The sequence below is a fragment of the Xenorhabdus cabanillasii genome, assembly GCF_003386665.1.
Classification (GTDB): Bacteria; Pseudomonadota; Gammaproteobacteria; order Enterobacterales; family Enterobacteriaceae; genus Xenorhabdus; species Xenorhabdus cabanillasii.
Genome location: NZ_QTUB01000001.1, coordinates 2,462,857 through 2,485,908 on the forward strand (window position 1 = coordinate 2,462,857; position 23,052 = coordinate 2,485,908).

Below are 23,052 nucleotides of genomic sequence, written 5' to 3' on the forward strand. Positions count from 1 at the left end.
CGGACGCCCATTGTTCTGATGGGGTGGATTATGAAGATGAAAGAACATCCTGATTTATGGGCTGAACTACTGAACGGCCTTAAAAACTCGTGGCCGCAGATATCCGGCTCTGGTTTAGCCATTGTCATTTGTTATGGACGTCTGGTGTATGACGGCGTAGACCGTAAAAACAAATGGATAGAAGGCGTGCTGTGCGGGGCGTTGTCATGGGGGATTTCGAGCGGGTTAGAACTGTTCGGTATCCCCAGTCATGCCGCCCCTTTTGTCGGTGGGCTGGTGGGCTTTATTGGCGTTGAGAAAATCCGCGAGTTTGCTATCCGCACTATCAATAAACGGCTGGGAGATAAACAGTGACCAGAGGCATACGTAATAACAATCCGGGCAATATTGACTACAACTCAGCTAATCAGTGGCAGGGTCAACTACCCCATGACCCGAATATAGAAAAACGGTTCTGTCGTTTTGAGTCTGAAATCTATGGCATTCGGGCACTAATGAAGCTGTTGTCCAATTACCACAAGAACGGCTACCAGAGTGTGTACCGGACGATAGACCGCTGGGCGCCAAATGTGGAAAACAACACCTCAGCCTATATCAAGGGGGGTTGCCGGAGCACTGAACGTCGATCCGCATCAAGTGCTCGATATCAATAAACCGACGCTGATTGCGCTGACTGAGTCCATTATCCAGCACGAGAACGGCAGACAACCTTATTCTGAGGCAACGTTTGAAAAAGCGTCTGAGTTGTTATGAGGTTTAACAGCCAATACTTCACCCTCGGTGCTTTTGCTGTTGTCGCTGGTCTGCTTTGGTTCTATTACAGTGAGTATCAGGAAAAGGCCAAAGATTATGGTGACCTGAACGATAAGTATCTAAAGCAGGTTATCGCTATAAATCAGCAGCAAGAACGCATTCAGAAACTTACCGAACTGGACAAGACCCATACACAGGAACTCGCCAATGCCAAGACTGAAATCGATACTCTTCGGGCTGATGTTGCCGCTGGCCGTTGTAAGCTGCGCATTAAGGCAACCTGCCCCGTGCATGAGTCCACTATCTCCTCCAGCTTGGGCGATGGAATCCCCGTCGAACTCACTGGAGAAACTGGATCAACTGTTCTCGATATCCGGGAAGGCATCATCAACGACCAGGCAAAACTAAGGTATTTGCAGGATTATGTGAAGACTGAATATAGGGGAAACTATGGAAAATAAATTTTAACATAAGTAATGTTTATATTAATAGGTATCATAAATTCTCTTTTAACAACATGAGAAGGTATATACCTATGACAGTAACAATTTGGAATTGGCAGAATGAAGAAGGAACTTCAGAGTTAGAATGCCCTTGTGGGTCGTGGAAAGAGCATTGGAAACGGTTTTCCGAAGAAGATTGGCCTCAACAATGTGCAGTATATGAATGTAATAGCCCTCCAGAAGTTGGGGCGCACATTATCAATGATGACGGGGATAGGATAATAGTGCCAATGTGTAATTCATGTAATGGCAGGGGAGCAGGTGATTTTAGGTTTAGTTTAAAAGATATGAGAAATCCTGTCTCATCTGAAGCATCGGACTTGTGTGGTCAGGACTGAGTCACATTAATATAGCAGGGTCGCAAGTGCGACCTTTTTTATTTCTTTACCCATTCCCCTGAGTGGTTAAAGCAATAACCCTGCCATCACATCCGTGGTGGCATTTTCTTTTAAGGAATAAGCAATGGCTAAACCGGACTGGGGAGCATTACAGTACCAGTTCCTCGTGAATCACCGGACTGGGCCGGGAAATGCATCCACGTATTTGATAGTAAAGTCTGGGAATGCATTAACGAACTGAATTTTGTAATCAGGTGATGCAGTCACCATCCGCCATTTACCCGGAGAATTTGCAGAACTGGTGACGACTTTGACTTTTAGATCGGGTGATGAGTTAACAACCTTTACCTTATAGTCTGCACCAGAATTAACGACTTTGATATTTCCGTAAATCTTAGCAACATCAACTTTGGTTTTAGCGTAAGCGCCAAACGGAAGTAGTAATGCGGCGACTAACAGGACGGCTAATTTTTTCATGTGAACTCCTGTGCATGGCAAATGCGTTATTTCGATAATAGGTCTGTTTAATTCAGTCTATCTGATATGTTGGAGAGTACAAATGGCGACACTGAATGATCTCACCAACCAATTGGCAAAAATACGAAAGCAAATCCCCTTTGCAACAGCTCAAGCGCTTACCAAAGTCGTACATAAGATAGAAAAAGCCCAGAAAGTGGCATTCGAGCGCAGGCTGGAAAGCCCGACGCCATTCACTGTTAAGGCAGTAAGAAGCAAAGGGGCGCGTAAGGATGATCTGACTGCGAAAGTGTTTGTATTGCCAACCGCGGCCAGTTATCTGGAGCCGTTTGAAGTCGGTGGCGTTCATAAACTGAATGGAGTCGCTTTACTTAACCCCAAGAACGTCAAACTGAATAAATATGGCAACTTACCTCGCAACAAACTGAGTCAGTTGAAAGGCAAAGAGGATACGTTCATCGGCGAACTTTCAACACGATACGGGGATAACGTTAACGGTGTGTGGCAACGGAAGAAAGCCAAGAAGGTGAAAAAGAACAAGAAGCGGTTAAAGCGCTCACCTAATGGAACACGCAGACCGAGAGAAAAGCAGAGGCCACCTAAGCTGCTTATTCGGTTCGGTGATGCACTGCCTGTCGAGCCTGTTCTCGGTTATCAGGAACGGGCACAACAAATGGCGCAGGCACTAATGCCACAGGAAATCAGCAGAGCGCTGGATGAAGCGATAAGGACGGCTAAATAAGACATGAACAAGGTGACTCAACATCACAATGTAACGTGATAGTAACGCATGATTATTTGGGGGTCCTTCTTAAGCGATTGATATTTCAGGGCATTGCGCGCCGCGATATTTCACTAGCTATGAACTTTTGAAATTTGGGTAACAGGTAACACCGGGGTAACAGATGAACCAGTCAGAATTTGCCAAATTGCACGGGGTCAGCCGCAAGACCGTCACTCAGTGGAAAGCCCGTGGCTGGCTGGTTACAGACGGTGATGATATCAATGTTGAGGCATCAAACGCCAATATTGAACGTTACCGGAAAAGTGTTACCCGAAGCGAGAAAAAACCCAAAGGTAACAGTCAGGGTAACAAATCAGGTAACACTTCTGTCGCTGCTGACCTGGCACGAGTATGACCTGAAATCCGGTCAGGTGTTACCGTCAAGGCAATCGCATCTAAATTTGATGCGCTTTGCCCAGTACCGTAAGCAGATATTTGTCATCCCAACCCGCCCGTTTCCGGCGTACTTTAATTCCCGCTTTTGTGGGAGCCAGGCGCAGTAAATTCAACGCAATTTTATTGAGCAATGCCATATTAGCGGCTGCATTGTCTTCCCGCATCCGCTGTTGATCTTCATTAAATGCAATATCCAGACACCAATGGAGTTGTGTTTCTCTTTGCCAGTGACTGCGGATCGCTGTCGCTGCCCGTTGAGCCTCTGTCGGGGGTAAAGTGCTGATAAAATAACAGCTCTCCCGGCTCACCTAGTTTCCTGCATGGCGTTCGCGGAGCACCCGTATTATGCTGTGTAAACCACGCCAGCCCGCCTTTTCCGGCAACCAATCAACATTGGCTATTTGTACTGTGCGTCGCTCAATGCGGCAATGTCCGGCATCCACGTCTTCATATTCGCTCAGGGGTTCCGGTTGGGATGAGACATAATCGAAATAATGGCTGACATCATCATACAGGTGGGGATGATTTTTTTTCAGGCTCAGAACATAATCCGCGCCCGCTTCATGTAACTGATTAGCAATCGCTTTCTGGCAGCCCATGGCATCGATAGTCACCAGACTTCCGAACAAAACCAGTCGTCGGAGTAACTCAGGAATAGCGGTGATTTCATTGGATTTACTGTCCACTTTCATTTGTCCCAGAACTAAGCGATTGGTACAGGCAAAAGCGCTGACCAGATGGATTGCCGCCTTGCCGTTGGCTTTATCGAGTGAACGGCGCAGGGTTTTGCCATCAATAGCGATAATATCCCGGTCTATTGCTTGTGCCGGCGTAGATATCCAGGCTGTGAAACCGTCGGCAAAAGCCTGAGCATCCAGTGCAGCAAAGACACGACCAAAGGTATCGTGAGAGGGAATGCCATTAGTGAGATCAAGCAATTGGGTAAAAAAATCCTGTTTAGACTCGCCAAATTCTTCGATTTCGACCCAACCTTCAGCGCCACAAATCACAGCGCATATGGCGATAGTCAGGATATTTTCCAAACTATGCAGCTGAGTTTGTTGAACACGAGGATCTTCAAGTGAGGCAAAATGCTGTAACAAAGGGCTGACAGAGGACATAAGGAATAGGCTTTAAAGCCGTATGACGACATGAAATTAAATCATTGTCAATGAATTTTAGATGCGATTGCCCTGGCTTATTTGTCGCTAGTGGAATATTATTTTCGAGTGTGCTAGCTTATATCGAATTAAGTACATAATATATGTGCAGTTCTTTAAAAAATCTGGTGAGTATCAGCCCTGAATACGCGTTAGGGCATCCTCCTAAACGGGAGGTTATTATTCTTGACCTGCTCTTTGAGCAATTTAGGTGTGCTGACAAAGTACACGCTATACCGGAACGCTCTAGGCTTTCTTGGAGCAACCAATCCTCTAAAATAGGACTGGCTAATTACAATTAATGCCCTGCCCGTGTGGGAGTCTTCACTCTTTAATATCACAGTGCTGAAAAAGCACAAAATACTCTAGCGTTAGTATGCCTATTGTATTTTCACAATTAAATTATGACGTGAATTAATAATTTAATAGCCTAAGCGAAACGCTAATCTTTACTCATCCTAAAATCTAAATCTACGAAATAAACCTATGTAATTTTTTACATCGGGCGTTTTCGCATAGTTTTTTTAAACCAAATAAAAAAGCTAGTATTTTCGCTACTGGCTTCTTGTCATCCCATAACAGGAGAAAACAAACATGTTTGATATGAATGTAGCAAATCAATCAGCAGTTGTCACGCTTCAGGGAAGCAACTTGCCAGTCGTCATTTACCGTGGTCAGAAGGTAATTACTACTGAATCACTGGCGGTGGGGTACGGGGCGGAAGTAAAAAACATTCAAAATAACTTCATCAGAAATGATGGGCGTTTTGTCGAGGGTAAGCATTACTTTATTGTGCAGGGTGATGAATTAAAAGAGTTAAAGAACTTACCATCTTTAAGAGGGTTAGTTGATAAACGGACACTTAAGTTAACACTCTGGACTGAGCGCGGGGCATCCCGCCATGCCAAAATGCTGGAAACGGATCAGGCGTGGGACTACTTTGAGTTACTGGAAGAGACATATTTCAATTCCCGCAAGCAAAATGCTGAGTTGATAAGTAAAAAAGATTTAGCCTTGATGGTACTTCAGGCTGAAGAGGAAAAAGAGATCGCATACGCACAGCGTGATTATGCAATAGAAACAAAAGCGTGGATTAGTCGTCGGCGCGAAGCAACAGCGATGGCAACAGCATCAAAGGCTGTCAGAGAAAAGAATGCCCTCGCTGCAAAGCTTGGTGAATGTAAAGAGCACGCCACGGTTCTTTCTGTGGAGAAACGCCTTGAGAAGGAATTCAAATGGCATCCACTCAAAAAATGGTGCACGGAAAATGGTGCAGAGGTTCGCTCCGTGCCGGATGAGCGTTACGGCAAGGCAAACTCATATCCGGCAGCTGCATGGAAAGCAGTTCACGGTGTGAATTTGGCGAAGCTGTTTTAAACATCCCCAAGCCACGGATGGCTAAAAACTGATTTTTTGTATATACAAAAGTTGGGTTTAGTAATCTGTTTTATCTATCAATTACACAGTAATCATTGATATTTTGTGAGTCAATTTGAGTTGTTTCGATCTGTTTCGTGGTGTATTCTGTATATACAGATTAACCATAGGTTAAAGACACCGGCATATGAAGCTCTTGATTTCACCAAAAATCAGATTGAAATTGGCAGGCAAAAATCCGCCTGTTAATGAAGAGGATATACTCCAGTGTTTTTCTAATCGGGCAGGCGGCTTCCTTGAAGATACAAGAGAAGATAATAAAAGTGACCCACCTACTAAATGGTTTATATCTGAAACTGATTATGGTGTTAAGTTGAAGATAGTCTTTATTTATTACCCTGAAAAAGGGGTAGCCATAAGGACAGCTTATACACCTAATGAAGATGAATTGAGAATCTATAAGAAATACGGCCTAGGAACAGAGAAATGAGCAAACAAACTGATAAGCGAACACACCTGATAGCTTCTACTGACGAAGCATGGGATAACGGTGAGCTTGGTCGTAGTGAGGCTCACGTTAAAGTATCTGATGATATCACGGAAGATCTGATTAATGAGGCATTGGACTTACAGCCAATTTCAATCAGACTAAATAAATCCCTGATAGAAGATTTGAAAATGATAGCTGATCTTAATGGGTTAGGTTATCAGCCATTAATCAGACAGGTTTTAAATCGTTTTGCCAACAGTGAGAAAAAACGGATACTCACCGAAGCTCACAGTCAAGCGATGAAAAGTGAAAAAAGAAAGCCGTCCAATAAGCGCCATAAGGCGGCTTGATTAAATAGCAATAAGTTTCCCAAACCCGCTTCGGCGGGTTTTTCATATCTACAGCCGCTTAATTGCGGTTTTTTTATGTCCAAATGTAAGAGGAGTGCGTATGGCATTCATTAAAGATGCCCTGTCCTCATTATTGGGCGGCAGTGATTCGTCATGGCAATGGGCTGAGCATCTGCACCCGGCTTCCTTTCGCGGGGTGCCGTTTGCCGTGATATCCGGGGAAAGTGTCTTCGGCCGCCGTCAGGCTGTTCATGAGTATCCTTACCGTGATACTGCCTGGATTGAGGATTTAGTCCGGGCAACCCGGAAAATAACGATCCGGGGGTTTATCATTCAGAACAGTGCAGTTTATGACGCCCCGGATGTTATTACTCAGCGTAAGAATCTGGTCGCCGCCTGTGAAACCGGATCTACGGGGACATTGGTGCATCCGACTCTGGGTGAACTGACCGTCAGTGTAACAGAAAGCGGCCTGCGTATGACGGAGAACGCGGAATCAGGCCGGGTGTTTGAGTTCACGTTAACGGTGATTGAATCCGGCCTGAAAGTCTTTGCGGTCACCAACAGCACCCAATCCGCCGCTGAAGTGAAGAAAAACTGGCTGCAAACCTACACCACTGCACTGGCAGGTTATGTCTCAATGGTGAGGGGGGAAATCCGCTCTGTAGTACAGGGGATGCGGATCATCAAACAAACTGCCAGTCAATGGGTGGGTATGGTGACCCGTTCGGTGGATGAAGTGACCAACCTCAGTGATATGTTAAAGACCACTTTCGGCAGTGAGCGTTATGGCCGTTATCAGCGCGGGAAAATTGGCGGCACCGTATCAGGGGCAACAGGGCTCCGGTCACGGGATGACAGAAGCCGCAATGATGCTGAGATAGTGAAGAAAACCACCGCCGAGGTGGTGATGAGCCGTCAGGCCATTACCCGCCGCCTTGATGCCCTGAGCCTTGCCCCGACCGTGGAAGTCTTCAGCGAGGCCGCCGGCAGTACTGATGATAAAGTGGCTATCTTTGAACATCTTGCTGCTTTTCAGTTAACTGTTCAGGCGTTGGGGGCGGATTGAGTATTTCATCAACCTCTGCCTCTGTAATTGGGACTAATTCCCGGCGATCAATCGCAGTTTCATACGCGTAAATTTCACGTGTTTTTTCATGAATGTAGTAATGCATTATCGTAACTCCGACCAATTCAGCACGGTAGAATTCCCCTGGGTCGCCACCACGCCATAGTATGCGCCTGGCGGAACAATGACTGTACCGCCCTGTGAGGTAGTCGCTCACCTCCGTTCGATGTCCAGAGGCCGGCAATGACCCCGTTCACGCGGATTTCCAGTGTTTGTATGGTCGCCGATCCAAAACGAACAAACACCGCAATGGTGCGACCAGTATCGTTTCGGTGATTCACCCCCGTTTTTTGGAATTCGTCACATCAACCCAGGATTGACCGACGCCCAGCAAATTGGCCTCTAACGCGTAATTCCCACGCGGTTGCACGCCAATAGCATCGGGTGTGGGTTTATTATTCGGACTGTAAACCCGCTGGCCGCCCTCATAAATGTTGCGGTTCGACCACACGTCCCGTCCGGCGACAACATCGGCCGTGTCGCCGGATTTTATATAACCAGTGGCAACCATGGCACCGTTTACAAAGCCACCTGTCTGGGGATACGCATTTCCTGCCAGTTCAACCGTTTTCGATAAACCAAGGTTTAATAGAAGCTCACTACAGCGTCAAACCACCAGCAAAACCCGATCTACTATCGGGAAAAACGCAGCAAACAGGCATATTCAACCGTCAATGAATAATCAACAGGGGGGGATTAGCGAGTGGATTGATGGATTGGGGAATTGTGGGCGGATGTTGGGGGCTTGGTGTGGGATGTGAGGTAGAGGGAGGCAGGTGTTGAATTGTCTGGATAGGTGGGGTGAGAACAGGGGCGGTGTACCCCTGAAGGTTGGTGCGTATTTTCGTTATTCTCGATAAAAAATCTGAGTAAAATTAGCACCACGGCCATCTATTACAGTAATATGTGTTGAATTGTCAGAGAATTTGAATTCTAACCACACCCAGTAATTATTAGGACCAGCTAGTCTTTGTTCAGTTATACCATCAACAAGAGGAACTGGTAGTGCTTGATGCCGTGCATTTAACCCGCTCAATCTGACAAAAGTGATTACTTGTCCACGTAAATCAGCAGGAATAGAAATGGTTGAATTCACATTCCAAGATCCAATGACTGATTTTATAGAGCCTTTAGTTTGAGGTTTTGTGGCGTTTTGGTTAGCGGTACTGGCTAAATCATATGCTGCTTTCACTGCCTTTGGCGTTGCTGCCATAGTTTCGCTATTACTACCGACATCATTGCTCAAGACAACAAATCCCTTATCTTGCAGTGTTGCATTTGGATGGTTGCGGCTTAGAGCGTGCTCTTCAATAGTTTTTTTGACATATTTAGGGGTTGGAACGACAGCAAAATCACCATCTTCTGAGACAGGTACATCAGGTTTTTTATCTTGCATAGTTATTCCCTCATTTAATCAACAATACACATTGCTAAATAATATGAAGGCGGGCTACTTCTCCGCCTGTGAACATCAATAAAAAGGTTCATCAATACTGGAGAGAACTTCTGATCAGGATGGCACGGAATGGCTGGCGGGACATTAACAAAATCTATTTGCCTATGGCTGATTGGCAGAGCATTAGTGTCTAAAGGGGGCAATCCTCCCTTTTAACTTAACCCTTTGATTTTAATTAATTCTGTCAGAGAGCCGGAATTCTCTCGATTCGCGATAATTAATAAAAATCAGATAGTTAGCCCAAAGTGGAAATTCCCACTTTGGGATGATGGCTCTTTCTATCATGAGCTAAATCAATCAGTTATCCGTAGCGCAGATTTGCGTTACGAGGAATCACAGTCACTTAAGAACTACCCTCTTTAAGAGGTTCAGCTAGTAAACGCACTGATTGTAACTCATCTTTTGAAGGTATCACCATTTTGATCATGCCTGATATCTTCCCATCTGCGGCAACTATAACGATTTCCGTAATGGTTGATGTGGGCTACCGACATTTTTGTCGGTTGGTTAGTTATTGCTCAGATGATGCTTTGGCTTTGCGCCTTTCTGATTTGAGTTTTCGCTCACATGCATCAATAACCCACGCTGAAAAATTAGCGCTTGGGTTAGAGGGTTTGCCCGCCTCCACACTATCGTTTATTTCTTCGATTAATTCGTGGGGGAAGCGTATTCCTTTGTATCCTGATTTGTTGTTTTTGTGTCCTGTCGCCATATTCCTCATCTCAAAAAAGTGTTTTAACACTTATAAAGATACACCATCGAATAAACTTCCGAAAGTGTTTAAATAAATTTTTCTTTACGTGTTTAAACATTATGGCGCAATGTATTTAAATACCTCTACTCAAACTCGCCTTAAATTTACATTCCTGATTGCGTCAGGCACTCAACGGCTGGTGGATATTCACCCGGTGCGCCTTATCACGGTATTGGCGGCCTGTGAAGGTGAAGCCCGTCTACTGGCGGGTAAGTCCAATCTGGTGTTTGTTTCCCGTCAGGGGGTGAGCCATGTATAAGATCATCATTACCCAGACCAATCACCGTACAGGCACGGTGAAAAAATATTATCCCCGCAACCGGTACAAGCCTTACGTGGCGCAGAGAAAGCCGCTCAGCGTACGCGCAGTGTCTGTATGCCCGATGGTAAGACCATCACCGAAACGATTGACGCTGATGTGGTGGAGGTGCGCCATGCGTGATTCTGCCTCCTTATGACTATTTTAATGGATAGGGATCGGCAGTGTGATTGGAGTCGCTTAAGGATTGAATACCACGGACGGTAGGAAGCTAGCTAAATTATCACACTATATAACTAATGCAACCGATTACTTACTCATAATAGAGTGATTGGTCTAATTTTCGATACGCTTCCCAATTTCATTATTGTAATCTTTACAAAAAGTGACAATAACGCAATAAGTAGTATCACCTTAAAACGGCGAAGCCCCCAACTACACCAATAGTCAGAGGCTTCTATTAAACAGTCTAATACCTAATGCGAGGAAATATAGACATGTTAAGTATACCATTTAATGAACCAAGTAAAACTATTAACGTAACGTTCCATTTTATGGCTCAGATCTATATGTTGTTGACTATAACGATGAGCCATATGTGCCAATGAAACCGATTGTTGAAGGCATGGGTTTAGATTGGATGGGGCAATACACGAAGTTAATAAAATAAATACTTAAATCAACTATAGAGGAAATCCCTATGGTTGCTGCTGATGGGAAGATGCGAAATATGGTCTGTCTAGCCCTTCGCAAATTTGCCGGTTGGTTAGCCACTATCAACCCGAATAAAGTCAAAGCATCGATCAGGGCTAAAGTTATTCGATATCAAAACGAATGCGACGACGTGTTTTATGAGTACTGGACAACGTGTGGAGTTAAAACGAAAAAAGCCACAATAGAACATCCGGCGACAAAAGTAGTAGAGGGGGATTTTCTCGGAAAAGGGGAAATACTTGTTCCTCATAGTTACCTGGCTTCACTGGCCGATTGTTGATGAGTGTAGAAAATGGCGAGGTACTTTATTCTCAGGTTCTGACATCGGGTTATCATGTAGCAACCATAAACGATTTTATGGAAATTGCTCAACGTGCTGGTTATATGATAATAGACAGAAGTGCTATGCATCCAACGATGAAGGCTCTGGAAGGTTAATTATAAGAGACACATTGAACATTCTGAATCTAAAGCCTGCACTAAGAACCTACAAAATTTTTGTAGGTCAAAGATTATCCCGCAAAGTAAAGGGTAGATTCTGCTCTATAGTGAAAGTAGTTTCACCGCTCTAGATGGTTATCATTTTTATCCGTGATATCCTGTCAATATAGTCAGCGAACCATTGAATCATTTCACGCCGCTTGTCTAGATATTGAGCGTGATTATATATACCACGAATACTATTGCGATCAGCGTGCGCTAATTGACGCTCAATTATATCGTGGCTAAATCCGCACTCATTAAGAATGGTGCTGAATTGGTGACGGAAACCGTGGCCGCTAGCGATCCCATCATAGCTAATTTGCCTAATCACCTGTAATATAGCGTTCTCGCAAATTGGCTTTTTCTTGTCATTTCTGCCAGCAAATACGAAATTAGAAATATTGGAAGTCATAGGATGAAGGGCATTTTAATAATGCAATAACCTGATTTGACATTGGGACTACATGTAATTTCCGGTTCTTCATTATTTCAGGCTCTATTGTGATGAGTTTGTTGTCAAAATCGATATTACGCCATTTCATGCTGCGCAATTCATTTGTACGCAATGCCGTATATTGCAAAACCTGAGTAGCAATTCTTGAAATAACACTGCCGGAATATGAAGATAATTCCTGATTAAATGCGGGGATCTGGTCTGCGGTTAGAAATGGAAAATGCTTCTTTTTGTATCCTGTCATTGCACCTGCTAAATCTGGTGCAGGGTTATATTTCGCTCTGCCAGTCACTATCGCATACCTGAAAACTTCACCACATCTGCGTCTTGCCTTACTTGCGTTCTTCGAATTGACGGATCACGCCGAGTAGAACCATTGGCTCTATTTCTTCCATAGCCATATGCCCAATGCTTGGCAGAATGTCAGCTTGAAACATACTCTGTAATTCTTTTGCGTATCTTTCAGACCAAGCAGCTTGTTTGAATTGATACCATTCGTTATATATAGTAGCGAAAGTATTTGGAATTTCGCTATTTTTCTGCTTTAGTCCTACTGGTGCTAATTCCCCGCTATTAGCAAGGACAGACTTAGACTCGGCATGCTTTAGTCGAGCCGTAACTAGTGAAACCTCTGGATATGCACCAATAACATAGGTTTGCTCTTTCCCCTTTTTACGATACCTAAAACGCCAAATCTTACTTCCTGTTTTCGATACAAAAAGAAATAAACCTCCTCCATCAGTAAGGCGATAGGCTTTGTCTTTAGGTTTGGCTGACTCAATCTGCTTTATCGTTAACATGTGGGCATCCTAAGTGGGTATTCAGATCAATGCCCTCAAATATGCCCACACTTTACTGGTATAGCCAAGTTATTTGGGGTAACAGCGGGTAACACTAACTCTGCTTTAAATAAGGATTTTTTGCTATGCGGGTTATATCAGGTAATGCGAGGTTATTTGGTCTTGGCGCCCCCTGCAGGAATCGAACCTACAACTAGCCCTTAGGAGGGGCTTGTTATATCCATTTAACTAAGAGGGCGAATAAAACAGGACACAGTATATCTCTTTTTTTTTCCTGAGATAAGATATAACGAACTGTTTGCCTATATAATCACCACTTATTTTGATTACCATTAAAGAAAAATTGGCAGTATATTTAACATATTGGCGGCCATTGGCTGAAATGTATAATGCTCGAAAACGGACAATGGCAAAAAGTAATCATGTGGAGAACAATATGAAGTATCGTCTGAGCGGGGTTGCTCTTACTGCTGTATTACTGATGGGATGCGCGAGTTCATTGAATACGAATGAACAGGGGCGCTCTGATCCGCTGGAAGGGTTCAACCGCACCATGTTCAACTTTAACTATAATGTTCTCGATCCTTATATACTACGGCCTGTCGCAGTAGCCTGGCGTGATTATGTGCCAATGCCTGCACGAAACGGTATTGGTAACTTCACGAGCAACCTTGAAGAGCCCGCCAGTATGGTTAATAGCTTTCTGCGTGGTGATATCAACGAAGGTGCGAAGCATTTTAATCGGTTCTTTTTGAATACTATTCTGGGTATGGGGGGCCTTATTGATGTTGCTTCAATGGCGAACCCTAAACTGGCAAAACAGGATCCAATGCGTTTTGGTAGTACGTTAGGGTACTATAAAGTTGGTTATGGCCCTTATGTTGTTTTTACCGGGTTATGGCAGTTTTACTGCACGTGATGAAGGGGGAAATTTAGCAGATATGACTTACCCTGTTTTAAGCTATCTCACGCCTTGGATGTCTGTAGGAAAATGGGTATTTCAGGGTATTGAAACCCGGGCGCGTTTATTGGATTCAGATGGCTTAATGAAAAACTCTTCAGATCCGTATCTGATGCTGCGTGAGGCTTATTTCCAACGTCATGACTTTTTGGCTAATGGCGGTAAGCTGACGCCAGAAGAAAACCCGAATGCTGCTGCTATTCAGGATGAACTGGATTCTATCGACTGATTTTATAGAGAGATTAAAAAAGGATAGCTTAGGCTATCCTTTTTTAGATCATGGAAGATGATTAGAATGTGTAGTTAAGGCCCACACCAAACAGCCATGCAGTTCCTTTTGAATCAAACTCGTAAGTCTGGTTTAGAGGTGGTTTGGCACCTTCTTTCAGTTGTTCACTAACATGTACTTTCTTACCACGCATATAGGAAACTCCAACATCTACAGAAGTATCTTTATTAAATGCGTAAGTCGTTCCTGCACTTAACCAGAAGCGATTTTGGTCTGGAATGGAGATAGAACGATTTTTGGCAGGTACAGGGCTTTCATCGAAAGCGATACCAGTACGGAAAGTCCAGTTATCGTCATGGTAGTAAGTTGTTCCTAATGAGACACGGTAAGCATTACGGAAACCTTCATGTTTCTCAAATGCAACTTGACCTGTATCATTTCGTGTTGCTTTTAATTCCTTGAATTCGTTCCAACCTGTATATAGGAAGCTATAGTGGATTGCCCATTGTGGTGCCACACGGTTATAACCCGATAATTCCCACATATCAGGCAAATTCAAATCCAATTTACCTTTAACTGTCTTTCCGTTGGTTCCATTCTCAAACAGAGATGGTATATATGGTAAATCGCTGCTGTAATCTCCTCTTTTGAATTTAACCTTAACTTTTGAGCGGTAGGTCAGGCTATAGCGGTTATTTTCGTCATATTGATATAGTAGCCCGGCATTCCAACCATAACCCCAATCTTTTCCTTCTAAACGGGCTGCTTCTGCGGTTGTTGGGATATCATATTTCCCTCCAGATATTCTTTTTAACAATGGTCCGACTTCACCCATATGGCGAATAATTTCAGCATCAGCATAAACTGCATTCACACCTAAACCAAAACTGAACTGATCATTCAGCTTATATGCACCGCCCAGATTAAAGTTCACCGTCTTGAGCGAGGTCTTCCCACCAAGCGAACCCGCAGTATAGTTATTACTGAAATTTGTGGCTAAGCCAAAGTTACTCGTGGCTGATGCACCAACAAACCATTGTTCAGTGATTGGTGTAATAAAATGCAGGTTTGGTATCGGAGCATTTGGCGCAATATTTTTTGCATCAGTGCTGTTGTATGTTTTAGTTGCCGGGTTAGGAATTGGAGATCTGCCCGTAATATCAACACTTGGTTTGACGTAAATAAGGCCGCCAGAAAATGATGGACGATCAAATAGGGTCATTGCTGCAGGGTTGCGGCTACCTTCAGAAGCATCTTCTGCAACGACCCCTGCTCCAGAAAATGCTCGGCCTAGTCCTGATGATGAATATTCATTCAATTGAAAACCGGCAGCACTAGCGTTGGATGAAATAATTGCAACCGCCACTGCTAATGCTGAACGTGTAAATAGGTTTTTCTGGTTCATAACCAAAACCTCATTGTTTAATTATTATTTAACATGCTACTCAATGTAGCTGAGAGCGCGGAATTGTAGAGTCAGTTTATCATAATGACAAATCAGACCAGTGTGGGAAGTATAGGCCCGATATCATAATGTGTTGCAAGAATGTTTTTAAAATATGATGAAATTGATTACAGAAATGGGACTTGCTTAACAAAAAAGAGACAACTCAGATTGATAAATTGTAAATAAAAGACCTTTGGCATGCTGAGATCAATAAATAGTGAGATAAATGATATTAAACAGTGTAATTACTGGTTATCCAAGGAAAAGATAACGTAAAATCGGTCGCAGATTTTCATAGTCGGAGAAATAAAATGACTGATGCAATTAAACGTTGTGATGCAGAAGAAACTACCGCCTGTTGCTGTGTCGATGATGTATTGTAACTGACAGTGGAGCTTACGTTTAGTTATCAGGCAGAAGTAATGATATTCCGGTCAGGATTGCGTTAGTTTTATCTTGAGTCAAAGTTTTGGGCAACTGTTTTCCACTGTAGTCTAAAGCAGTAGAAAAACTGACTCTTATCTGTGGGAATAAATGATTATTTCTTTATCTTTTCTTCACATGCTATCTGTTCAAGTTGTGTAGATTATAAATATATTAAAGTTGCGTTTGCTCGCATTTTTAGTTTATTCCTGTTTGCTATTCTCAAACATTGCGTTAACAATGCTTCATCAGGTCTGACCTCTTATGAGGTGAGTAAATATTTTTAATCAATTGATTTATTTAATGATTATTTCAGGAGTTGCTATGAGTCGTTCTTCAACAAAAGTGGCACAACAAAAGGAACGAGTGGCTATTGTCAGTGGGTTGCGCCTTCCTTTTGCGAAACAGGCGACTAACTACCACGGTATTCCGGCTGTTGATTTAGGAAAAGCTGTTGTCAGTGAGTTGGTTATCAGAAGTGGGCTGCCACCAGAGAAGATCGACCAATTGGTTTTTGGGCAAGTTGTTCAAATGCCGGAAGCACCGAATATTGCAAGGGAAATCGTATTAGGTGCTGGCTTAAGTGTCAGTACAGATGCGTATAGCGTTTCCCGGGCCTGTGCGACCAGTTTTCAGGCAATAGCGAATGTAGCAGAAAGCATTATGGCCGGGACAGTGAATGTGGGGATCGCGGGTGGTGCTGATTCTTCTTCAGTCTTGCCAATCGGGGTAACCAAATCATTGGCTCGCACGCTGGTTGATATGAACAAAGCTAAAAGCCTGTCACAACGCCTTAAATTACTTAGTAAATTGAAGTTAAAAGATTTACTGCCTGTATCACCTGCTGTTGCTGAGTATTCAACGGGGTTACGAATGGGAGATACGGCTGAGCAAATGGCGAAAACCTATCATATCAGTCGTAAAGAGCAGGACGAATTGGCTCACCGTTCTCATGTATTAGCTGCTAAAGCCTGGGAACAGGGATTATTGCGTAATGAAGTGATATCAGCACATTTTCCGCCATACCATGAATCTCTGCTGGAAGATAATAATATCCGAAAAAATTCAGAACTCACCTCTTACACTAAATTGCGTCCTGCCTTTGACCGCAAATATGGTTCAGTAACTGCCGCGAATAGTACACCGCTGACGGATGGTGCGGCGGCGGTTATTTTGATGAGTGAATCTGCGGCTAAAGAGCTTGGTATGACTCCGTTAGGTTATTTACGCAGTTACGCCTTCTCAGCAATTGATGTTTGGCAGGATATGTTATTGGGGCCATCTTATGCGACTCCGTTGGCGTTGGACAGAGCTGGTATTACTTTGAATGAACTTTCGCTCATAGATATGCATGAAGCGTTTGCTGCCCAAACCCTCACGAATTTAAAAATGTTTGCCAGTGACAAGTTTGCCCGCGAGAAATTAGGGCGCTCTCAGGCAATTGGTGAAGTGGATATGGATAAATTCAATGTATTGGGCGGTTCAATTGCTTATGGTCATCCGTTTGCTGCGACTGGGGCCAGAATGGTGACTCAGACACTGAATGAGTTGCGCCGTCGTGGTGGTGGGCTTGGATTGACAACAGCTTGTGCTGCCGGTGGATTGGGTGCAGCGATGGTATTGGAGGTAGAATAATGGCTCAGGCTGAAAAAGAAACAATCATGTCAGAGACACAATCGGTATTCAGTTTTTCTGTCAGAGATGACAAGATTGGTGTTATTACTATTGATGTCCCGGGTGAGAAGGTCAACACGCTGAAAGCGGAGTTTGTTGAACAATTTTTGACAGTTTTTGAGAAGGCACAACAAGTTTCCGGCTTAAAAGGTTTGGTCATTGTGTCCGGCAAACCCGATACATTTATCGCTGGCGCAGATATCACTATGATCGCAGGCTGCCAAACTCAACAAGAAGCAACGAAATTGGCTGAAAAAGGTCAGGAATTGTTTGCCCGGATTGCCAATTATTCTTTACCGATTGTTGCCGCCATTCATGGTGCATGCCTGGGGGGCGGGCTGGAGTTAGCATTAGCCTGCCATGCGCGTGTTTGTTCTCTGGATGATAAGACCCGTCTTGGTTTACCGGAAGTGCAGCTCGGGTTATTACCCGGTTCGGGGGGAACTCAGCGATTACCTCGTCTGATAGGTGTCAGCTCTGCTTTGGATATGATGCTGACAGGCCGCCAGCTGAAGGCAAATCAGGCAAAACGTCTGGGCGTTGTAGATGATGCGGTTCCCTTGGATATTTTGCTGGATGTCGCTGTTCAATATGTCAAAAAAGGAATAATTAAGCGTAAGCCGTTAGCATGGTCACAGCGTTTGTTGGCAAGTGCCTTGGGCAGGCCACTGTTGTTTCAGATGGTTCAACAAAAAACACGGGCAAAAACTCACGGTCATTATCCGGCACCAGAGCGGATTATTGATGTCGTTCGTACCGGACTGGAGAAAGGGCAAAAGACGGGTTTTCGGGCGGAGGCCAAAGCATTTGGTGAACTGGCTATGTCGCCAGAATCGGAAGCATTGCGTAGCCTGTTTTTTGCCGCTACTTCATTAAAAAACGAAACGGGTTCTTCAGAACAGCCAGCTAAGATCAAACATGTTGGGATTTTGGGTGGTGGTTTGATGGGGGGCGGAATTGCCAGTGTTACTGCAACTCGCGGTAATTTACCTGTTCGTATCAAAGATATTAATGAAAAAGGTATCAATCAGGCGCTTAAATATACATGGGATCTGCTTTCTAAACGAGTCAAACAACGGCGTTTGAAACCGTTGGAGTGTTCCCGTCAGATGTCTCTGCTTTCCGGATCAACTGATTATATTGGTTTTAAACAAGCTGATATCGTGGTAGAAGCCGTGTTTGAAGATCTGGTACTGAAACGTAAAATGGTTTCAGAAATTGAGACACACACAAAACCGGAAACTATTTTCGCCTCCAACACCTCTTCATTGCCAATTCACCAAATTGCAGAGGTTGCTAAACGCCCAGAGCAAGTTATCGGTCTCCACTATTTCAGTCCGGTTGATAAAATGCCGTTGGTGGAAGTGATCCCGCATGCAGGAACCAGTGAAAAAACAATTGCGACGGCGGTAGCGCTGGCGAAAAAACAGGGTAAAACAGCGATTGTTGTTGGTGATAAAGCAGGGTTCTATGTTAACCGAATTTTATCCCCTTATATCAATGAAGCAGGTTATTGTTTGGTAGAAGGTGAACCTGTTAACCATATCGATAAAGCTTTGGTTGATTTTGGTTTCCCGATTGGGCCAATCAATTTGCTGGATGAAGTTGGTATTGATGTTGGAACAAAAATAATTCCTGTCCTGGTAGAGCAGTTAGGTCGCCGATTTACTCCACCGGCAATTCTGGATGCAGTATTGAATGACAACCGTAAAGGCAAGAAAAACGGCCGGGGGTTTTATTCCTATGAGGTCAAAAAGAGTAGATTTTGGTCATTCGGAAAAAGCAGCAAAGAGGTTGACTCTTCCATCTATTCTCTGTTGAAAATTAAGCCCAATGCCAGGATATCTCCATCAGACATTGCTCAGCGTTGTTTAATGCCGATGTTAAATGAAGCTGTTCGCTGTTTGGATGAAGGTATCATCCGAAGCCCCCGTGATGGCGATATTGGCGCCGTATTTGGTATCGGCTTCCCGCCATTCCTGGGAGGACCATTCCGTTATATGGATAAACTAGGTAGTAATAAAGTTGTAGAAATTTTACGTCGCCTGGAGCAACAACATGGAGAAAGATTTGCACCTTGTGAACGCCTGGTTCAGATGGCTGAACAGAATGAAAAATTCTATGAATAATTTATAGTTTTTGTGGAATCAATTATATCGGCTCTTTTAATTCAAGAGCCGATTTTTTATGCTAAATAATTTCTTATTATTATAATATTTTTACTTGTTGGGTAAATGAAATAATAACAATCAAACAAGACATATATAATTCGTCATTAGTGATTTTATTTGTTTTTATTTTGAGGCAGAATGCCTATCAATCCTGATTGACTCCCTTTTGTTTAGGTGTAGTCAATAATATGATTTTGTTTTCATAATTAATTAGCTAAAAGCGATGTAATCTAAAATTTAACTCAACGGTGAATTATGTTCGTTTTTATTATGCGTCACGGTGATGCCGCTTTCGACTCAATCAGCGATGCAATGCGAGAATTAACACCACGTGGTTGTCAGGAATCACAAAAAATGGCTCTTTGGCTTGCGCAACAGTTGCCTGATATTGATTGTGTCTTAGTCAGCCCCTATATCCGGGCAGAGCAGACTCTGAAAGTCGTTCGTGAGAATCTGACATTGCCTGATAGTGAGGAAGTGTTAGAGGAATTAACACCAGCGGGTGACGCGGCACTGGTAGCAAGCTACTTACAAGTTTTGGCAATTCAGGGGAAAAAAGCAGTATTGTTAGTTTCCCATTTACCTTTGGTTGGTTATTTAGTGTCTGAGCTTTGTCCTGCACAAACTCCGCCTATGTTTACAACATCCGGCATTGCTTGTGTGGAGTTGGATCACCAGACAGAGAAAGGCCGCCTGTTATGGCAAACCTCTCCAGCACACTTAGTGACAAACAATATTAGTAATAAACAATAAGTAACAAAACCCTGGTTGATCAAAGGCGAGTTCACATTTAACGCTGTATAAACTCATCCTGTTCTACCAAAATGAGCAATGCAGCGTTTCCTCCCCACTCTTTGGGAGCTTGATGAAAAGCAATAATATCGGGATGTTGAGCGAGCCATAATGGTGTTTGTTGCTTAAGGATATGCTTACCGTGGCCATGCATAATACAGGCACAATAGACGTTTTCACGGCGACAGGCGGCGATCAAAGCCCCAATTTCCTGTTTAGCCTGCAACTGAGTTAATCCGTGTAAATCCAGAAAGAATTCAGGGGGATAATCCCCTCGGCGTAACTTCTTCAGTTCATAATGATTGGCTCCTTCACGTACATAACGGGTCGGGCCTTCCATATCGAGATTGGGCTGGAACTCATCAGAAAAATAGTAACTGGCATCGGCCTGTTCTTGCATCAGACGCTCAGGAGCAATCTGTCTGATTTTTTTTCTTCTGGGGGAGTGTAAGACTTTATCTTGAGCAATGCGACGGGTTCCCGCAACAGACGTTCTAAATAAGCTGATGTCTTCTTCATTTAATGTTATTTTCTTCTTCATTACATACTAATTTTATTAACAACTTTTGGTCAGTGTACCTGATTTTCTATCATTTTGCTTAAATGCTATTACATAATATAACCATGTATATTTAATGGTTATTTGTTGTTTTCTTCAATATGGCTTGCCAGTGTTTTAGTTTCTTTTGAAGAGCCTGTGGAAAATGTTTCTTTTCTCTGGCTCTGGGGAAAAGGCTATTGATCGTATTTTGATCGTGCTTCTCCCAAAGTGCGGGATTCTGGGTTAATCTTTCATACCACATTGGTTTATTGATAAGAACGTCTTTTTTGAAATCAGAAGGAAGGGCGAAAAGAAAGTTATCCATAAAATTTTTAGCCAAATTACTTGAGGGGTATTCTTTTAAGATAATGAGCTTATTTGAAAAAGTATTTTTTAAATAATTTTGCCATTCTTGCCTTTCGCCAAAAAAGGGTTCTATTGGTTTAGAGGACCAGTCAGTATTTTTGAACTGTATGATAGTCGGATCAAGAATAATTCTCTGGCCTTGATAGTAAGCTTCAATGACAAGATGAGTTGTAGGGCAACTATCATCCACGCCGCGCCAGACGAATACGCCAATTGCCCGATGTGGTATATGCACTCTATGAAGATATTCACTGACGTAATCGGCACATCTAAAACAGGCTGCTTTAGGTGATTTAATAAAATCTAATATATTTTCATCATTACGAATTTCATCTAAAAAATTCACAATTGCTCCTTTATTCATAAAATGGATTGACAAATTTTTTTGGTTATAAAATAAATGTATATACAACATATGAGCTGACATTGACAAGAAAAAAGTAACGGAGAAAAACTAATGTCAATTGGACTGAAAGAGAGTGATATTATTTGGCACAATGCCAGACTTGCCACAATGAACCCTACAATCAACAACATAGATGGTAAACACAATTACGGCATTCTGGAACGACATGATTTAATCATACGGGATGAAAAAATTCTGGCGATTTTACCAACAGAAAGTGTGCCGGCTAATCGTTGTAAGGTGATTGATGTAAAGCAACGATTAATCACTCCCGGCCTGATAGATTGTCATACTCACTTGGTTTTTGGTGGCAATCGGGCATCGGAATGGGAACAGCGTTTGAATGGCGTTTCTTATGCAGAAATCAGTGCTAAAGGTGGTGGAATTAACGCTACAGTCAATGCAACCAGACTAAGTTCAGCCCAACAATTGGAAATTGCCGCTCAAAAGCGACTTAATGCTTTAATATCTGAAGGTGTAACGACAATTGAGATGAAATCGGGTTATGGATTGGATCTGAAAAATGAAGAAAAACAATTGCAAGTTATTCAAACGCTAAAGCGAAAAAACCCCGTTGAAATCAGTCCGACTTTACTCTCAGCTCATGCAGTTCCTGCTGAATATAAACATAATCCTGATGCTTATATCGATTTAGTTTGCGATACCATTCTTCCTGCCCTTTGGCAAAATCAATTATTTGAATCTGTGGATGTTTTTTGTGAAACCGTTGGATTTAGTCTCCAGCAAACTAAGCGGGTCTTTGATACAGCCAAAAAACTCAATATTCCCGTCAGGGGCCATGTGGATCAGCTTTCTAATTTAGGCGGCTCTGAATTGGTGGCGGATTATCAAGGATTATCCGTTGATCATATTGAATATCTGGATGAAAAAGGAGTTGAAGCGATCAGCCGCAGTGGGACTGTCGCCGTATTATTGCCGGGAGCATTTTATTTCCTGAGAGAGACTAAACGCCCTCCTGTTGCCTTATTGCGTCAATATCGTGTACCGATGGCTATTTCGACGGATTTTAATCCGGGAACCAGCCCTTTTATATCTTTGCGTATGATGATGAATATGGCCTGTGTCCTGTTTGGTTTTACGCCAGAAGAAGCATGGCAGGGAGTGACTATCCATGCGGCACGTGCATTAGGGCGGGCAGATAGCCATGGTCAATTAACAGCAGGTTATATGGCTGATTTTGTTGTCTGGGATGCCAGGGAACCCGTTGATATATTGTATGAACTTGGACATAACCCATTGGTTTACCGTGTTTATCGTGGAGCAATCACACATAGCTCTATACATCGTGATTCATAAGTAGTATCGCTTGGAAAACAAAACATTATTTAGAGAACAATAAATAGT

Annotated in this window: 23 protein-coding genes, 1 tRNA gene and 4 pseudogenes; 19 read left to right on the forward strand and 9 right to left on the reverse strand. The window is 43.2% G+C overall.

Going from position 1 to position 23,052, the window contains the following annotated elements; all coding sequences use genetic code 11:
• Nucleotides 1–30 precede the first annotated feature (30 nt).
• The 4 genes from BDD26_RS11890 (at nucleotide 31) to BDD26_RS11905 (ending at nucleotide 1,594) form a co-directional block, all read left to right on the forward strand.
• On the forward strand, nucleotides 31–354 hold the full coding sequence (locus tag BDD26_RS11890; RefSeq protein WP_244922720.1) for a phage holin, lambda family: 324 nt from the start codon (nucleotides 31–33) through the stop codon (nucleotides 352–354).
• Between the two features lie 213 nt (nucleotides 355–567).
• The gene (locus tag BDD26_RS20840) at nucleotides 568–753 is read left to right on the forward strand and encodes a hypothetical protein (RefSeq protein ID WP_244922721.1); all 186 of its coding nucleotides are present in this window, start codon (nucleotides 568–570) and stop codon (nucleotides 751–753) included.
• Nucleotides 750–1,214: a lysis protein gene (locus BDD26_RS11900; protein WP_115826637.1), complete on the forward strand. Its 465-nt coding sequence runs from the start codon at nucleotides 750–752 to the stop codon at nucleotides 1,212–1,214. Before BDD26_RS20840 ends, BDD26_RS11900 begins: the two co-directional genes overlap by 4 nt.
• Before the next feature lie 74 nt (nucleotides 1,215–1,288).
• On the forward strand, nucleotides 1,289–1,594 hold the full coding sequence (locus BDD26_RS11905) for a hypothetical protein (RefSeq protein ID WP_115826638.1): 306 nt from the start codon (nucleotides 1,289–1,291) through the stop codon (nucleotides 1,592–1,594).
• Between the two features lie 171 nt (nucleotides 1,595–1,765).
• Here BDD26_RS11905 and BDD26_RS11910 read toward each other — a convergent pair whose 3' ends face one another.
• Nucleotides 1,766–2,071: a 7(1) septoil knot domain-containing protein gene (locus BDD26_RS11910; protein WP_115826639.1), complete on the reverse strand. Its 306-nt coding sequence runs from the start codon at nucleotides 2,069–2,071 to the stop codon at nucleotides 1,766–1,768.
• Nucleotides 2,072–2,153: 82 nt separating this feature from the next.
• Here BDD26_RS11910 and BDD26_RS11915 point away from each other — a divergent pair, with 82 nt between their 5' ends.
• Both BDD26_RS11915 and BDD26_RS11920 read left to right on the forward strand, forming a co-directional pair.
• A complete protein-coding gene (locus tag BDD26_RS11915) occupies nucleotides 2,154–2,813 on the forward strand; it encodes a hypothetical protein (RefSeq protein ID WP_115826640.1) in 660 nt (219 codons plus the stop codon).
• A 163-nt stretch (nucleotides 2,814–2,976) separates the two neighbouring features.
• Nucleotides 2,977–3,210 (forward strand): hypothetical protein, encoded by a 234-nt coding sequence (locus BDD26_RS11920; protein WP_244922722.1) that lies wholly within the window; start codon nucleotides 2,977–2,979, stop codon nucleotides 3,208–3,210.
• Nucleotides 3,211–3,250: 40 nt separating this feature from the next.
• Here the strand turns inward: BDD26_RS11920 and BDD26_RS11925 are convergent.
• A pseudogene (locus BDD26_RS11925) lies at nucleotides 3,251–4,372 on the reverse strand (ISAs1 family transposase).
• A 633-nt stretch (nucleotides 4,373–5,005) separates the two neighbouring features.
• On the opposite strand from BDD26_RS11925, the gene BDD26_RS11930 reads away from it, so the two are divergent.
• The 5 genes from BDD26_RS11930 to BDD26_RS11955 all read left to right on the forward strand — a co-directional run bounded on the left by BDD26_RS11930 (nucleotide 5,006) and on the right by BDD26_RS11955 (nucleotide 8,518).
• On the forward strand, nucleotides 5,006–5,788 hold the full coding sequence (locus BDD26_RS11930; protein ID WP_244922723.1) for an ORF6N domain-containing protein: 783 nt from the start codon (nucleotides 5,006–5,008) through the stop codon (nucleotides 5,786–5,788).
• Nucleotides 5,789–5,975: 187 nt separating this feature from the next.
• Entirely contained in the window at nucleotides 5,976–6,278 is a 303-nt protein-coding gene (locus tag BDD26_RS11935) for a hypothetical protein (protein WP_115826641.1), read from the forward strand.
• Nucleotides 6,275–6,628: a hypothetical protein gene (locus tag BDD26_RS11940; RefSeq protein ID WP_115826642.1), complete on the forward strand. Its 354-nt coding sequence runs from the start codon at nucleotides 6,275–6,277 to the stop codon at nucleotides 6,626–6,628. The genes BDD26_RS11935 and BDD26_RS11940 overlap by 4 nt, the downstream gene beginning before the upstream one ends.
• Before the next feature lie 100 nt (nucleotides 6,629–6,728).
• Nucleotides 6,729–7,697, forward strand: coding sequence for a DNA circularization N-terminal domain-containing protein (locus BDD26_RS11945; RefSeq protein WP_115826643.1), 969 nt, complete (start codon nucleotides 6,729–6,731; stop codon nucleotides 7,695–7,697).
• 569 nt (nucleotides 7,698–8,266) lie between these two features.
• Nucleotides 8,267–8,518: a hypothetical protein gene (locus BDD26_RS11955; protein WP_115826645.1), complete on the forward strand. Its 252-nt coding sequence runs from the start codon at nucleotides 8,267–8,269 to the stop codon at nucleotides 8,516–8,518.
• Nucleotides 8,519–8,604: 86 nt separating this feature from the next.
• On the opposite strand, the gene BDD26_RS11960 is transcribed toward BDD26_RS11955, so the two are convergent.
• Nucleotides 8,605–9,153: a tail fiber protein gene (locus tag BDD26_RS11960; protein WP_211305472.1), complete on the reverse strand. Its 549-nt coding sequence runs from the start codon at nucleotides 9,151–9,153 to the stop codon at nucleotides 8,605–8,607.
• 571 nt (nucleotides 9,154–9,724) lie between these two features.
• Nucleotides 9,725–9,925 carry a YlcI/YnfO family protein gene (locus BDD26_RS11965; protein WP_115826647.1) on the reverse strand — a complete coding sequence of 67 codons (201 nt, stop codon included), beginning with the start codon at nucleotides 9,923–9,925 and terminating at the stop codon, nucleotides 9,725–9,727.
• A gap of 109 nt (nucleotides 9,926–10,034) precedes the next feature.
• Between BDD26_RS11965 and BDD26_RS11970 the strand changes: the two genes are divergently transcribed.
• The 3 genes and pseudogenes from BDD26_RS11970 (at nucleotide 10,035) to BDD26_RS19565 (ending at nucleotide 11,378) form a co-directional block, all read left to right on the forward strand.
• Nucleotides 10,035–10,226, forward strand: coding sequence for a hypothetical protein (locus BDD26_RS11970; RefSeq protein ID WP_115826648.1), 192 nt, complete (start codon nucleotides 10,035–10,037; stop codon nucleotides 10,224–10,226).
• A 598-nt stretch (nucleotides 10,227–10,824) separates the two neighbouring features.
• A pseudogene (locus BDD26_RS11975) lies at nucleotides 10,825–11,091 on the forward strand (phage antirepressor N-terminal domain-containing protein); the annotation flags it as partial.
• Nucleotides 11,092–11,219: 128 nt separating this feature from the next.
• Entirely contained in the window at nucleotides 11,220–11,378 is a 159-nt protein-coding gene (locus BDD26_RS19565) for a hypothetical protein (RefSeq protein WP_170140399.1), read from the forward strand.
• Nucleotides 11,379–11,508: 130 nt separating this feature from the next.
• On the opposite strand, the pseudogene BDD26_RS11980 reads toward BDD26_RS19565, so the two are convergent.
• Together BDD26_RS11980 and BDD26_RS11985 are read right to left on the reverse strand one after the other, a co-directional pair.
• Nucleotides 11,509–12,677, reverse strand: a pseudogene (locus tag BDD26_RS11980) (tyrosine-type recombinase/integrase).
• 163 nt (nucleotides 12,678–12,840) lie between these two features.
• Nucleotides 12,841–12,915, reverse strand: a tRNA-Arg gene (locus tag BDD26_RS11985).
• A 198-nt stretch (nucleotides 12,916–13,113) separates the two neighbouring features.
• Here BDD26_RS11985 and mlaA point away from each other — a divergent pair.
• Nucleotides 13,114–13,867, forward strand: a pseudogene (gene mlaA, locus BDD26_RS11990) (phospholipid-binding lipoprotein MlaA).
• Between the two features lie 61 nt (nucleotides 13,868–13,928).
• Here the strand turns inward: mlaA and fadL are convergent.
• Nucleotides 13,929–15,272 carry a long-chain fatty acid transporter FadL gene (gene fadL, locus BDD26_RS11995; RefSeq protein ID WP_038266876.1) on the reverse strand — a complete coding sequence of 448 codons (1,344 nt, stop codon included), beginning with the start codon at nucleotides 15,270–15,272 and terminating at the stop codon, nucleotides 13,929–13,931.
• A gap of 789 nt (nucleotides 15,273–16,061) precedes the next feature.
• Here fadL and fadI point away from each other — a divergent pair.
• From fadI to sixA, 3 genes are all read left to right on the forward strand, one after another.
• Nucleotides 16,062–17,372 (forward strand): acetyl-CoA C-acyltransferase FadI, encoded by a 1,311-nt coding sequence (gene fadI / locus BDD26_RS12000; protein WP_115826649.1) that lies wholly within the window; start codon nucleotides 16,062–16,064, stop codon nucleotides 17,370–17,372.
• Nucleotides 17,372–19,540, forward strand: a complete 2,169-nt coding sequence (fadJ, locus tag BDD26_RS12005) for a fatty acid oxidation complex subunit alpha FadJ (protein ID WP_115826650.1) — start codon at nucleotides 17,372–17,374, stop codon at nucleotides 19,538–19,540. The genes fadI and fadJ overlap by 1 nt, the downstream gene beginning before the upstream one ends.
• Nucleotides 19,541–19,837: 297 nt before the next feature.
• Nucleotides 19,838–20,335 (forward strand): phosphohistidine phosphatase SixA, encoded by a 498-nt coding sequence (sixA, locus tag BDD26_RS12010; protein WP_115826651.1) that lies wholly within the window; start codon nucleotides 19,838–19,840, stop codon nucleotides 20,333–20,335.
• A gap of 37 nt (nucleotides 20,336–20,372) precedes the next feature.
• Here sixA and smrB read toward each other — a convergent pair whose 3' ends face one another.
• Nucleotides 20,373–20,915 carry an endonuclease SmrB gene (smrB, locus tag BDD26_RS12015; RefSeq protein ID WP_115826652.1) on the reverse strand — a complete coding sequence of 181 codons (543 nt, stop codon included), beginning with the start codon at nucleotides 20,913–20,915 and terminating at the stop codon, nucleotides 20,373–20,375.
• Nucleotides 20,916–21,006: 91 nt separating this feature from the next.
• Nucleotides 21,007–21,627 (reverse strand): hypothetical protein, encoded by a 621-nt coding sequence (locus tag BDD26_RS12020; RefSeq protein WP_170140400.1) that lies wholly within the window; start codon nucleotides 21,625–21,627, stop codon nucleotides 21,007–21,009.
• Between the two features lie 111 nt (nucleotides 21,628–21,738).
• Between BDD26_RS12020 and hutI the strand changes: the two genes are divergently transcribed.
• Entirely contained in the window at nucleotides 21,739–23,004 is a 1,266-nt protein-coding gene (hutI, locus tag BDD26_RS12025; RefSeq protein ID WP_115826654.1) for an imidazolonepropionase, read from the forward strand.
• Nucleotides 23,005–23,052 lie beyond the last annotated feature (48 nt).

Excerpts from the sequence above, each read along its gene's own strand:
- BDD26_RS11890 (WP_244922720.1), top strand. The coding sequence starts at position 31 with ATGAAGATGAAAGAACATCCTGATTTATGGGCTGAACTACTGAACGGC.
- BDD26_RS20840 (WP_244922721.1), top strand. The coding sequence starts at position 568 with ATGTGGAAAACAACACCTCAGCCTATATCAAGGGGGGTTGCCGGAGCA.
- BDD26_RS11900 (WP_115826637.1), top strand. The coding sequence starts at position 750 with ATGAGGTTTAACAGCCAATACTTCACCCTCGGTGCTTTTGCTGTTGTC.
- BDD26_RS11905 (WP_115826638.1), top strand. The coding sequence starts at position 1,289 with ATGACAGTAACAATTTGGAATTGGCAGAATGAAGAAGGAACTTCAGAG.
- BDD26_RS11910 (WP_115826639.1), bottom strand. The coding sequence starts at position 2,071 with ATGAAAAAATTAGCCGTCCTGTTAGTCGCCGCATTACTACTTCCGTTT.
- BDD26_RS11915 (WP_115826640.1), top strand. The coding sequence starts at position 2,154 with ATGGCGACACTGAATGATCTCACCAACCAATTGGCAAAAATACGAAAG.
- BDD26_RS11920 (WP_244922722.1), top strand. The coding sequence starts at position 2,977 with ATGAACCAGTCAGAATTTGCCAAATTGCACGGGGTCAGCCGCAAGACC.
- BDD26_RS11930 (WP_244922723.1), top strand. The coding sequence starts at position 5,006 with ATGTTTGATATGAATGTAGCAAATCAATCAGCAGTTGTCACGCTTCAG.
- BDD26_RS11935 (WP_115826641.1), top strand. The coding sequence starts at position 5,976 with ATGAAGCTCTTGATTTCACCAAAAATCAGATTGAAATTGGCAGGCAAA.
- BDD26_RS11940 (WP_115826642.1), top strand. The coding sequence starts at position 6,275 with ATGAGCAAACAAACTGATAAGCGAACACACCTGATAGCTTCTACTGAC.
- BDD26_RS11945 (WP_115826643.1), top strand. The coding sequence starts at position 6,729 with ATGGCATTCATTAAAGATGCCCTGTCCTCATTATTGGGCGGCAGTGAT.
- BDD26_RS11955 (WP_115826645.1), top strand. The coding sequence starts at position 8,267 with ATGGCACCGTTTACAAAGCCACCTGTCTGGGGATACGCATTTCCTGCC.
- BDD26_RS11960 (WP_211305472.1), bottom strand. The coding sequence starts at position 9,153 with ATGCAAGATAAAAAACCTGATGTACCTGTCTCAGAAGATGGTGATTTT.
- BDD26_RS11965 (WP_115826647.1), bottom strand. The coding sequence starts at position 9,925 with ATGGCGACAGGACACAAAAACAACAAATCAGGATACAAAGGAATACGC.
- BDD26_RS11970 (WP_115826648.1), top strand. The coding sequence starts at position 10,035 with ATGTATTTAAATACCTCTACTCAAACTCGCCTTAAATTTACATTCCTG.
- BDD26_RS19565 (WP_170140399.1), top strand. The coding sequence starts at position 11,220 with ATGAGTGTAGAAAATGGCGAGGTACTTTATTCTCAGGTTCTGACATCG.
- fadL (WP_038266876.1), bottom strand. The coding sequence starts at position 15,272 with ATGAACCAGAAAAACCTATTTACACGTTCAGCATTAGCAGTGGCGGTT.
- fadI (WP_115826649.1), top strand. The coding sequence starts at position 16,062 with ATGAGTCGTTCTTCAACAAAAGTGGCACAACAAAAGGAACGAGTGGCT.
- fadJ (WP_115826650.1), top strand. The coding sequence starts at position 17,372 with ATGGCTCAGGCTGAAAAAGAAACAATCATGTCAGAGACACAATCGGTA.
- sixA (WP_115826651.1), top strand. The coding sequence starts at position 19,838 with ATGTTCGTTTTTATTATGCGTCACGGTGATGCCGCTTTCGACTCAATC.
- smrB (WP_115826652.1), bottom strand. The coding sequence starts at position 20,915 with ATGAAGAAGAAAATAACATTAAATGAAGAAGACATCAGCTTATTTAGA.
- hutI (WP_115826654.1), top strand. The coding sequence starts at position 21,739 with ATGTCAATTGGACTGAAAGAGAGTGATATTATTTGGCACAATGCCAGA.